Raw genomic sequence first — 12,615 nt, 5'->3', positions numbered from 1 at the left:
TATTTAGTGGTGTATATTTACACCACTAAATAATTTTATTATGGCAAGACAAAGTATCACTTTAGCCAATCAAAACGATGAATGGTTAAAAGAACAAGTAGCTAAAGAAGAATTTACAAGTAAAAGCGAAGCGGTAAATTATCTCATCAAACAAGCACGAGAGCAAGATGCTTATGTGGAATTTGTGCGAATGAAAATTGAAAAAGCAGAAAAAAGCGGTTTTAGCACAAAAAGCAAAGAAGAATTATTAGCAGAAATTAAAAAAAAATTGAATGTATAGTTATAGACTTAACATTCAAGTTGAAGAAGATTTGACTCGGATTTTTGAATATAGTATTGGTCAATTTGGATTGGAACAAGCCAATAAATATTACGAAATGTTTTTTGAATGTTTTTCTAAAATAGCTTCAAATCCATTTCTATTTCCCAATGCTAATCATTATAAAAAAGGATATCGCTATTGTGTTTGCGGAGTCGATACCATTTTTTATAAAATCAAAGCCGATGAAATAGAAATCATGGCAATCATTGGCAGACAAAATTTTTAAAATTTCATTGACATAAGTTTTTCAAACTCTTAAACAACTCAAACCACAACGGAGTTTCTACGCAGTCACTCCGTTGTGGTTTGATTAAAGATTAGAAAACACGATATTGGTATAGAAATAGACATAAAATCAATATATGTTGTGGTTTGATTAAAGATTAGAAAACACGATATTAATGTGTCCTACAACGGTATTAAATACTCGGTTGTGGTTTGATTAAAGATTAGAAAACACGATATTACAAAAAACTCTATCCCCTACACTTGCATTGTTGTGGTTTGATTAAAGATTAGAAAACACGATATTATCATTACCATGGGTTCTGTGATGACCATAGTTGTGGTTTGATTAAAGATTAGAAAACACGATATTAGGAGAAATATCAAACATTCAATCGAATACGTTGTGGTTTGATTAAAGATTAGAAAACACGATATTCAATTGAAGGAATGGGTAATCTATTATCAGTTGTGGTTTGATTAAAGATTAGAAAACACGATATTATTTGATAGTCTTAGTATTCAAGCTGAACAGTTGTGGTTTGATTAAAGATTAGAAAACACGATATTTGAAAAATCAATAGTTCATCACTTAGGGAGGTTGTGGTTTGATTAAAGATTAGAAAACACGATATTTTGGTATAGTGATTGAAATAACAACAGAGAGTTGTGGTTTGATTAAAGATTAGAAAACACGATATTATGTAGATAGATTTCACATAGTGACCTCCGGTTGTGGTTTGATTAAAGATTAGAAAACACGATATTTGGGTATGAGCAGACGTTTAACCCGCTGTGTTGTGGTTTGATTAAAGATTAGAAAACACGATATTTCTTTGCGTAATCAAGTATTTCATCCCACTGTTGTGGTTTGATTAAAGATTAGAAAACACGATATTTAATAAGCCGCAATAGTCATGTAAGGTTCTGTTGTGGTTTGATTAAAGATTAGAAAACACGATATTACGTTCGATAAACCCACCTAATCCACCATTGTTGTGGTTTGATTAAAGATTAGAAAACACGATATTCAATAGTACAAAATGAAACTCACTTTACTTGTTGTGGTTTGATTAAAGATTAGAAAACACGATATTATACAGTCTATTCTTTGCCAACTTGTTTTTGTTGTGGTTTGATTAAAGATTAGAAAACACGATATTATTTTTATTATGAATCATTTCCAAAACAATGTTGTGGTTTGATTAAAGATTAGAAAACACGATATTGCTGTTTTCTTTATTGCATCTGATTCACTTGTTGTGGTTTGATTAAAGATTAGAAAACACGATATTGATAGAAAATTATTCCTTTTGGTAAATAGGTTGTGGTTTGATTAAAGATTAGAAAACACGATATTAAAACGCACCAATAAACACAATACAGCGGTGTTGTGGTTTGATTAAAGATTAGAAAACACGATATTTTGTGGTGTTTACGTCAACAATTAAGCGATGTTGTGGTTTGATTAAAGATTAGAAAACACGATATTCGTTGTTTGTCATGTGAACGGCTGCAACTTGTTGTGGTTTGATTAAAGATTAGAAAACACGATATTTTACTGACGAGGCTAAAAAAGAATGGATGCGTTGTGGTTTGATTAAAGATTAGAAAACACGATATTGATTTAGCTATTATGTCAGATGAAATGTTTGTTGTGGTTTGATTAAAGATTAGAAAACACGATATTTCCAACCGTTGTTGTTTTCGATGTTACGTGTTGTGGTTTGATTAAAGATTAGAAAACACGATATTTTGTTTTTATAAGTAGCTTCGTTTGGTATTGTTGTGGTTTGATTAAAGATTAGAAAACACGATATTCGTTTGGAACGATACAAACACAACGGAAAAGTTGTGGTTTGATTAAAGATTAGAAAACACGATATTCATAGCCTTTAAGAACATAAGCGGGTTCTTGTTGTGGTTTGATTAAAGATTAGAAAACACGATATTGCATCAATACCCGCCCCAATTGTTACAGTAGTTGTGGTTTGATTAAAGATTAGAAAACACGATATTCAACAGTTAGATCAATTACGCTTCCAATTCGTTGTGGTTTGATTAAAGATTAGAAAACACGATATTTGTACCCAATAGAATTCTTTGGGACAACTGGTTGTGGTTTGATTAAAGATTAGAAAACACGATATTCCGTCAATATTAAATAGTTTCTATACAGAAGTTGTGGTTTGATTAAAGATTAGAAAACACGATATTAGTTGGCTCGTTACCTTCTAATAATCAAGAGAATATCGGGGTATGTCGTGATAAAAAATGCTTCTTTTTTGCAGTGATAAGGCAAGATTGAAGCATTTTTTTATTTGTGTTGCGTAGGGACAGGTCGCGACCTGTCCGTACATGCATCCTGAAATCATTATCCTGAAAATCGTTATTCTAATAATCATCATCCTGAAATTTTGTATTAAATGGTTGATTTTTATAAGTTTGTAATTGAATTTTTTTAGTATTCATTATCAAAGCCATTTAAAAAATATATAAACCATGAAAAATCGAAAAAGTAATCGAATGAAAGGATTCGATTATTCCAGTAATAATTTATATTTTGTCACAAGTTGTGTGAAAAATAATTTGTGTTGTTTGGGTCGTGTGATTGCCGTAGGGACAGGTCGCGACCTGTCCGTACAATCATCCCTGTCCGAAGTTAATCCAGAAATAGAATGTAAAGTTGAATTAAATCAATATGGATTAATTGTTGATGAAAAAATCAAATGGTTAATGAGTCAGTATGAATATGTGGATATTCATAATTATATTGTTATGCCCAATCATTTTCATTTAATCATAGAAATTGACAGTCAAAAAGTAGTGGAAAAGGAAATTAAAATAAAATCATTATCAAGTTTGATGGGGGCAATGAAAACAAAATCATCCAATCAAATTCATGAATTAGGTTTTAAGGATTTTGCATGGCATCGTTCATTCCATGACCATATTATTAGAGATGAAAAAGCTTATGTCAATATATTTAATTATATTTCAAATAATCCTACTAACTGGTTGAAAGATAAGTTTTATCAAAAATAAATTTAAAACAACTCCAACTGCGTAGGTTGCGGAGCTTTTGGCACTTCGGCTTTGCCCCAAAAATTTAAAATATTGCCAAATTGTTTATCGGTTATTCGCAAAACACTCACTTTTCCTAATGGTGGCAAGAGTTTATGAATTCGTTTTTCGTGCACATCCGCACTTTCGCTACTCGCACAATGACGCACATAAACCGAATATTGCATCATACTAAAACCATCTTTTAGCAAGTTGTTTCTAAAACCGGAAGCATTTCTTCGGTCTTTTTTGGTTTCGGTTGGTAAGTCAAAAAATACAAATAGCCACATAATTCGGTATCCGTTTAGCTCCATAATTTTGGATATTTTATTTTCTTTCGATCGCCCGAATAACATTGCTGTAAGGAACTGGCTGTTTTTTGCAATGCAACCATAAGCGGACTTTTCTCTTCTTTAAAATAGACCGTTCGGGTTAAAATTTGTAAGAGTTCAGATTTAAGTAAAGTATTCAGTTCCTGTTCATCATAGTTTTGCATTAATTCAAAAACCTTTTCATCCACAATTGGGCGAAATGGTTCCATAATGTCATCGGCTAATGCAAAAGCATTGTACTTGCTTTTGTGATGAATGCCAAGTGTGTTGAGCAATCCACTTCCCGACAAAGCTCTTGCAGTGGCCGCTCTTAAAATAGCATAGCCGTAATTGAGAAAATTGTTTGGATAATCGCCAAATCGTTCTCGTTTAAAATCTAAATCAAAAAATGATTTCCAATATTGGCTCGCCGCCACACCTTCCATATTGGTTGTGTCGCCACTTTGCACTTTGGAAGCCAAAAACTCAAAATGATTTTTTGAACCGCTTATTTTTTCTAATAAAATGCCTTGGTTTTTAATTTTTTCAACTATGGTTTGTTGCCATAATTGTTTTTTTAAAGGTGCAGAAGCATCAATTTGTTTTTTAAAAATCTCTTGTTGGATATGATGACTATTGAGGTTCAAGAACATCCCATTTGGCAAATGATTTGTATTGCAAATAATAAAAGATGAATTGTTTTCAATGAGTAAATTCATAGCCGGAATACTTATATAAATCTCGGGATGATCTAACACAATAAATCCAATGTCTTCTATAGGAATTGTGGCTTCTCTTTCTTCTGTTTTGATAACTAATTGAAGATTTTTATAGGAAAGAGAAGCTTTTTTTTCGAGTAAAATTGTTTTTTTTAACATAAGAGTTGTTGTTTTCTTATGCAAATTAAAAAAGTTAATCGATTCATTTTTACGGGAATCCGTAAAGGTAGATTTCAAAAAAAATCATTTCAGTAATGAAACCGAAATGATTTTTTATATGATGTTTGTTTTTTCTATCGTTTCAAACTAAAATTAGATCTAAATTCTTGCTTTACTCCATCCTTAGTATAAATCGCTTTAAACCAATAATCGTCAGACGGCATTGGTCTTCCGTTAAAAGTTCCATCCCATCCGTTGCCGTTTTGACCAATTTCTTTCAGTAATTTTCCATAACGGTCAAAAATATAAACATGGTTAATTTCGATAATTGGTGAGCCAATAACTTTCCAACTATCGTTAAAACCATCTCCGTTTGGAGTGAAAAATATAGGAAAATCTAAAACAGTAAACGAGGTGCTTATTTCATCGCAACCAAATTTATTGCGAACTTTCAAGACAAAATCACCTGCCGGAATATTGGTAAAAATTGGACTTTCTTGCCATAAATCCGGAATTATAGAATATTCATAATCCGCAGAAGTTGGTGTAGCCGTTGCAGTGATTGTATTCTCATTTTCAAATCTAATTAAGTTTTGTGGGGAAACCGTAACAGCGTTTGGAGTTAAAGTTTTTATCGTTGTAAAATTAAAAACGCTCGAACAAAGTGCCGCATTAGAAATGTTTGTTACTAAAACTGAAAAATTTCCTTCGATGTCAGTTGAAAATGTGCTTGAAGATTCTCCTGAAATTTCATTTCCTGAAAGAGCATCAAATTCGGTAAACCATGCAAAAGTATAATCGGTTTCATTTAATAATGTTCTAATAAACGCCTCTCTCAAGATATTTCCATTTTCATCCACACAAATATAATATGGAAATGTTCTCAGATTATTTTCCGGAAACGGACGAACATAAAGGTCTAATTCTAAAACTCTAAAACAGGCTAATCCAGTCTCACTATCAAAATTGGTGGTGCTGGTTACACGGACATAAATTGTTTGAAAATCCTTAATTGTATTGGTGAAATTTGTTGGATTTTGAATGAAAAAATTGTTGTTGCTTTGAGCATCAGTAAAATTTTCATAATATCTGATAACAATATTATTTAAGTTAGAAGGTCCTGCAATTTCTGCAATTCTTTCGGTTAAGTCAAAAGCATAAAACCCGCTATCATCACAATTTTCAATAGGAGTTGGGTTGTTTAAACTTCCAGGAATTGTTACTACCGCTAAACTTAAAGTAGTGGTAGAAAAACAATTGTTATTAGTTGGGTCAACTACTTTTACAAAAATAGTTTTTGTAGCAGATTGATAAGCATCCGGCTGTGGAATAAAATTATCTGCTGTTAAATCGGCAGGAGTCTCATAATAGAATACTTGATAATCGCTGTTTCCGCCCGTAATTTGATTGTTTCGAAGTGTTAAATCAAACGTTGAAACCATATCGCCACATATAGAAATCGGATTTGGATTAAAAATAACCGGATTTGGAAAAACTTCAATAGTGAAATTTATAATCGAAAAACATTGTGTTGCCGTATCAAATAAACGAACAAAAATGTCGTTTTCGCCAACCGGAAATGCTTGCGGAATATTTTTATTTAAAGCACCAGAATTGTTTTCTGCCAATAGAAATGTTCTGAAATAAGTTGTTTGGACAGTTGGATTTTGGTTTAACAGAGCTTCCGCATCAAAACTATTTAAAACAATACTTTCATTTTCACACAAAGCAATGGAAGCAACAGTGTTTTGAAGAGGTGGCGTAATTATTTCTACTTGAAAAACACCAACGCCTTCGCAAATAGTATTGGTTTCAATTCGTGCATAAATAGTTTGAATTCCAACCGGAATTTGCGACAAATTTGTTAATTGATTTGTTTTTACAGAAGCATCTGTATCTGTTAAGTAAAAAGTAATTTCAACCGGATTGCCGCCAAAAAAGTTAGTTCGGATAATGTTTTCCTGAGTTGAAAAATTCACCAAACCATAATTTTGATTCAAAACCGGACAAACAGGAGCCATATTTGGATAGGATGATAAACTCGTAGGATTTACTGTCAAAGCAATGGTTGCTACAGTGGTTGAAGTACAATTTGGAGTTGCATTTTCATTCACCGCAATCACATAAATGGTTTGGTTCGCTGTTGAATTCACAAACGCTTCGGGAGTCAAAATCGGTTGCGTTAAACCGCTATCTAAAAAATAAAACAAGGTTAAACCGGAAACATTGTTGGTGATTTGATTATATGCTTCGGTTAAATTTGTAGTGGCAATTCCATCATTGTTTGGAGCAATATAATCACATTGTTCAACTATAATTGGGCTTGTGTTTAATACCGGAACTGGATTTATTTGAACGGAAACAGTATTCGAATTTCCTACACAAATTCCTTCTTCTGTAACTTCTAAATAATAGGCTGCGGTTGAATTATTAGCTTGAATTGCCGTTGAAACAACCAATGTGTTTCCATTTGCACCAGCAATCGGATTGTTGTTTTGATACCATTGATAGGTTAGATTATTCAAATTTCCGCTATTAGCAATTGTAGAAGTAATCGTAAAACTATCATTATCACAAATCGAAGCATTGTCTAAAATACTAACTTGAGGCGTGTCGTAAATAAAAATTGAGTTAGAAATAACTTCGTTACAACCACCGTTTTTTATGCCCAAATTATACTTTCCGGGAAGTGTTGGTGTAAAGCTATTATTAGAAATACCAGAAACAGGCACATCATTTCTATACCATTGATAAATTGGATTATCAATTAATTGATCAAATAAATTTTGGTTCAAAATAGTGCCTTGTAAAACCGGATTTGAAGTTAAACATACTGTTGCAGAATTCTGTATAGAAATATTCGGTAAAACAAAGAATTTTAATTCAATTTCAGCTTCACTGACAGGTAAATTAGTTAGATCAACCGTTGGGTCGGTACTATCATAAGTGGTTGTTTCTACTCGATAGATGCCGGATTCTGCAATGTTGGCTAATGTGTTTGTGCTTATTGTGCTATCTGTAATTGTACTTAACACTACATCATTTCTATACCAAGTATAATTAAAACGTAAATCCCCGGGATTTCCATCAAAATCGGTTACGTCAATTCTCGCAGTGATACTTTTTGTCTGTGGTTTACAGTATTCAGTTTGTGTGATTTCGTTTCCGCTATCGTCTATGATTTCTACCGAAGATAAAAAACTACAATCTGAACTTCCGGTTCCATCAATTTGCGAAATAGAAATTTGTCCTGATTGGTTAGAATAATTGTCGATCAAAAGCACATATAATTCACCAGTTTGTCCGTTTGGAATAGAAACAATTTCGATGCTGCTATCAGACCAACTGCAATCTACTTCTCTTGAAATATTGAGCTGGCTACAAACGTTTGATAAATCTGTAAACGGTCCCCAAAGCACAAAATCAACATCAGTACCAATACCGGCATCATTCACTTGACTAATTTGTAAAGTAATACTTCCGGGTGTTTGAATTTGAATAAAAAACCAAGTTGGTCCTCTAAAAGCAGCACCTATACAAGTGGTTGAGAAACTCTCGCTATTGGCACCTGTTGAATTTTGAAACGGAATGCTTGTAGCACACGATTGATAAGATTCAAAATTTGCTTGAAATTCTTGACAACTAGGAGCACCTCCTTGAGCAAAAGCGTCTTGGATGATTAAAAGCCAAAGTAGAACGAAAAAATTATAAATTGATTTCAATATATTTACAGTAAGGAATGCCTTGTCATAGCATCAGGTTTTTCTATTCCCATCAAGTCTAAAACGGTTGGAGCAATGTCGCCTAAAACACCATTGTTAATTGTTTTTAAATCGTTGTCAACCAAAATCACCGGAACAGGATTGGTGGTGTGAGCTGTGTTTGGTGAGCCATCTGAGTTCATCATTGTTTCACAATTTCCGTGATCGGCAATAACGATGGTGGTGTAATTGTTTGCCAAAGCCGTTTCGATTACTTCTTTTACACAAACATCTACTGCTTCACAAGCTTTTATGGCTGCTTCCATCACACCGGTATGACCAACCATGTCGCCGTTAGCAAAATTTAAACAAACAAAATCAACTTCTCCTTTTTTGAGTTCTTCTACCAAGGCATCTTTTAATTCAAAGGCACTCATTTCAGGTTTCAAATCGTAAGTGGCTACTTTTGGTGAGTTTCTTAATATACGGGTTTCGCCTTCAAAGGGTTCTTCTCGACCACCTGAAAAAAAGAACGTTACGTGTGGGTATTTTTCTGTCTCTGCAATTCGGATTTGTTTTTTATGATTTCTTTCTAAAACTTCTCCCAACGTTTCTGTGATATTATCTTTGTTGTAAATTACTTTGATGTTTTTATACGTTTCATCATAATTCGTTAACGTTACATAATACAAATCCAACTGATGCATATTTTGTTCATGACAATCAAATTGAGTTAAAACTTCAGTTAATTGACGACCTCTATCGGTTCTGAAATTGAAGAAAATAACAACGTCACCGTTTTTTATGGTGGTTAATGGTTTGTCATTTTCATCGACCATCAAAATAGGTTCAATGAACTCATCGGTTATATCATTAGCATAATTATCTTGAATACTATCAATAGCATTTTGAGAATGCTTTCCTATTCCATTCACCAATAAATCATACGCCAATTTTATTCTTTCCCATCTTCTGTCTCGATCCATAGCATAATAGCGACCAATAACGGATGCTAATTTTGCAGTGGTATTTTTGCAATAATTTTCTAATTCTGATATAAATCGAACACCTGATTTTGGGTCAACATCTCGACCATCTGTAAACGCATGAATATAAACATTGTTTAAACCAAAATCTTGTGTAGCATCAACCAATCCTTTTACATGATCAATGTGTGAATGCACGCCACCATCTGAAACTAATCCTAAAAAATGAACATCTTTATGATTTGTTTTGGCATATTGAAAAGCTTCTTGCAACACTTTTTCGTTGTTCAAGGTCTTATTTTGAACAGCCAAATTAATTCGAGTAAGTTCTTGATAGATAATTCTCCCGGCTCCTAAATTCATATGACCCACTTCGGAATTTCCCATTTGACCTTCGGGAAGACCAACATTTAAGCCATCAGTGCGTAATTCGGCATTGGGATAATTTTGGTATAATGAATCAATAAATGGCGTGTTGGCATGGTCAATAGCAGAAACTTTTGGGTCCGGCGAATGTCCCCATCCGTCTAAAATCATAAGGATTACTTTCTTGTTCATAGAAAAAATTTTAAACAAAGATAATGAAACACAGCTTTCTGAAAGAATGATTTAGACTTTTTTAAACCAGTTTTTAGCTTTGTTGTAATCAATAAAATAGCGAACACTCACAGAAAAAACGTGGTTGAGATTATCTTCAAACACATTGTTGAAATTTGAACCATAGCTTTTATCAATGTCGTTGGAAAAATTCTGAGCATTATTGCGATAAAGTGCTGTAATTTGACTTCCCGGAGCAAACCACCATGAATACGACAAATCAAAATTCCACAAATTAAAATTAGCATCTTTATCGGAAGCATAGCTGTTGTTTGGTGTGAAAGTTCCATCTTCCAATAATGTATGAAATTGAACATTTTCGGCAAAAGACCAGTAATGTCTAGTGGTTAAATTCAATGTCATTTTGTTGTTGATGGCATATTTCCCTGAAATGGAATTGGTCAATGTTGTTCGATTTCTTTCTGCTAAAATAATGTCGTTTTCAGAAAAATCTACCCAACCGATATCGCTGTTTTGACGGTTATAATTGGTTGAATAAATTAACGTCAATTTGTCGTTAAAACGATATCTTGGACTAATAAATAAACCATAGTTTATCCGATTTTCTTGATCAAAAATTCTAATAGAAGGTTCAATGTCTAATGCAAATTTTCTATTATAATTGGATGAAAAATAAACCCAAGCATTTCCAGTAGCCGGAAAAGCCAATGGTCTGCCCGGAACTCTTGATTCATAAAAATTATAGGTTACAAACGGACTTACTAAAAACCCATAACCTATAAAATCATTTTTTAATGTACTGGAATTTACATTCAAATTAATCCAATGATCTTGAGCTTTTCCGGTGGTATTTTCAAGTTCAATGTAGTAATTTGTATTTAGGTTAAAGGAATTGAATCGTTTGGTGGGATTCAAAATACGGTAATTAAAATTCGCAGCTAAGTTGTGATAATTCGTTACAAAATTAATTCCTAAATCGTTAATGTCAAATTCTTTAGAAACATATTGCGAAGCAATTGAATAACGGTATTTTCCGAAGGTTTTTCCAAAATTTACAAAAGTAGAATAGCCATTTCCTTTTTCATCATCATAAATGCTGCTCATTTTTAAATCGCCGGAAAAATTATATTTGTTTCCTTTTGAATTGATGTCATACACAATTCCGGTTACGTTGGCATCTCTAAAATCACCAACACGAGTTACATTGGTGTTGATAAAGGAAACAGATGAATTTTGGTTGAAACGTTGATCAAAAACCAAAACATTATAATTTGTTAATGGTTCAACCAATTCATTCCGAATTTCATTTGTATCAGTATTTCTGATTCTGGCATAGGTTTTTTCGGTAATAGCATTTAAAAAACCAATTCCCAAACCTTCTGCTGTTCTTCCGGAAACTTTTAAAGCATTCAGAAGATTTACAGTGTTTGGATAAGCTTCAACTGTTTCGTTTTGATTTGTAGCAGGGTAAGAAGAAGGTGCTCCGCCAATTCTTCTGGAATAAACCAAATTTCCTTTGGAAAACAAATCAGTTCCTTCGGTAAAAAAAGGTCTGTTTTCATTGAATTGTTGTTCAAACGGACCTAAATTTAATTCTACATTATCAAAAGCAGTTTGCCCAAAATCTGGAACTAGAATCGCATCTAAGGTAAAAGAATCATTGATGCCGTATTTAATATCCATTCCGGCTTTAAAAGTGCTTTCTGTTACCAAATTGTTTGATTCAACATAACCTGATGTATAAGGAATTAAGAATAATCGGGTAGGGGTTTTGATGTTTTCAATTCCTTCCAAAATACCGGCTTGATTAATTACTGAACCAACCGCTCGGTCGATTTTACTCCATGTTACTTTTTGCCTAAAACGACGAATTTCTCTAAAAAAATTCACACCCCAAGTTTGAATGTTTTCTTCCGAAAAGCGAAGAGCGGCATACGGAATTTCCATTTCTACCACCCAACCAAAATCAGTGATTCTCACTTCGCTATTCCAAATCGCATCCCAGGAAAAATCTTCGTTGTTTTCGGTCGCTAAACAATCCATTTGAACTCCGGAAGCGGAAACGAAAAAGCGAAAATCTTGCTGACCGTCGTTAAATCCATTGATGAAAATTCCGAAATGATCTGCGGTTCCAAAAATATCCCGTTGTGTTATTTCTTTTTCTATTTTGGATGCTTCATTGTCATATAAAATAGCTCCTATGTAAATAGCATTGTCATCATAAATCACTTTAACTTCCGATTTTCTTTCTGGAGATTCCGGCATACCATTGTCCGGTTCGAGCATAATGAAATTATTGGCTACAGGTGTTTTCATCCAAACAGCTTCATCTAATTTTCCATCAATGGAAATAGATTCATTGACACGAAGAGCAGTTGTTTTTTTCTGACTATGCGATTGGGTTGTTCCTATTATAAAAATTAAAACGATAGAAAAGAGTGGCCTGATTGAATTCATAATTCAAAATTAACTATTGGATTTATAGTAACAATTACTTTATCATTTCATTAAGAAATATTTTATAAAGACGTTAAAGTTTCGTTATGTTACATTTTCGCGATACGAATTGTA

8 protein-coding genes and 1 CRISPR repeat array are annotated in these 12,615 nt (G+C 33.0%); of the genes, 3 read left to right on the top strand and 5 right to left on the bottom strand.

The features are described from left to right. Nucleotides 1-40: 40 nt before the first annotated feature. The 3 genes from M0M57_RS03950 (at nucleotide 41) to M0M57_RS03940 (ending at nucleotide 3,592) form a co-directional block, all read left to right on the top strand. Nucleotides 41-280 (top strand): ribbon-helix-helix domain-containing protein, encoded by a 240-nt coding sequence (locus M0M57_RS03950; RefSeq protein WP_248435581.1) that lies wholly within the window; start codon nucleotides 41-43, stop codon nucleotides 278-280. Further along, entirely contained in the window at nucleotides 273-548 is a 276-nt protein-coding gene (locus tag M0M57_RS03945; protein WP_248435579.1) for a type II toxin-antitoxin system RelE/ParE family toxin, read from the top strand. Before M0M57_RS03950 ends, M0M57_RS03945 begins: the two co-directional genes overlap by 8 nt. Nucleotides 549-620: 72 nt before the next feature. After that, nucleotides 621-2,764: a CRISPR direct-repeat array (repeat unit 36 nt; unit sequence GTTGTGGTTTGATTAAAGATTAGAAAACACGATATT). 285 nt (nucleotides 2,765-3,049) lie between these two features. Next, nucleotides 3,050-3,592 carry a transposase gene (locus tag M0M57_RS03940; protein ID WP_248435577.1) on the top strand — a complete coding sequence of 181 codons (543 nt, stop codon included), beginning with the start codon at nucleotides 3,050-3,052 and terminating at the stop codon, nucleotides 3,590-3,592. Between the two features lie 2 nt (nucleotides 3,593-3,594). On the opposite strand, the gene cas2 is transcribed toward M0M57_RS03940, so the two are convergent. From cas2 to M0M57_RS03915, 5 genes are all read right to left on the bottom strand, one after another. Then, nucleotides 3,595-3,924, bottom strand: a complete 330-nt coding sequence (cas2, locus tag M0M57_RS03935) for a CRISPR-associated endonuclease Cas2 (protein ID WP_248435575.1) — start codon at nucleotides 3,922-3,924, stop codon at nucleotides 3,595-3,597. Beyond that, entirely contained in the window at nucleotides 3,915-4,799 is an 885-nt protein-coding gene (cas1, locus tag M0M57_RS03930; protein WP_248435573.1) for a type II CRISPR-associated endonuclease Cas1, read from the bottom strand. Before cas1 ends, cas2 begins: the two co-directional genes overlap by 10 nt. Nucleotides 4,800-4,933: 134 nt before the next feature. Continuing rightward, nucleotides 4,934-8,521 carry a T9SS type B sorting domain-containing protein gene (locus tag M0M57_RS03925; protein WP_248435571.1) on the bottom strand — a complete coding sequence of 1,196 codons (3,588 nt, stop codon included), beginning with the start codon at nucleotides 8,519-8,521 and terminating at the stop codon, nucleotides 4,934-4,936. A gap of 5 nt (nucleotides 8,522-8,526) precedes the next feature. Beyond that, nucleotides 8,527-10,044 carry a 2,3-bisphosphoglycerate-independent phosphoglycerate mutase gene (gpmI, locus tag M0M57_RS03920; protein WP_248435569.1) on the bottom strand — a complete coding sequence of 506 codons (1,518 nt, stop codon included), beginning with the start codon at nucleotides 10,042-10,044 and terminating at the stop codon, nucleotides 8,527-8,529. 51 nt (nucleotides 10,045-10,095) lie between these two features. Beyond that, nucleotides 10,096-12,501: a DUF5916 domain-containing protein gene (locus tag M0M57_RS03915; protein ID WP_248435567.1), complete on the bottom strand. Its 2,406-nt coding sequence runs from the start codon at nucleotides 12,499-12,501 to the stop codon at nucleotides 10,096-10,098. Between the last annotated feature and the right edge of the window lie 114 nt (nucleotides 12,502-12,615).

This window comes from Flavobacterium azooxidireducens, assembly GCF_023195775.1.
Lineage (GTDB): Bacteria > Bacteroidota > Bacteroidia > Flavobacteriales > Flavobacteriaceae > Flavobacterium > Flavobacterium azooxidireducens.
The sequence above is the reverse complement of the archived record's forward strand: the minus strand, read 5'-3'. Positions and strand labels throughout refer to the sequence as shown.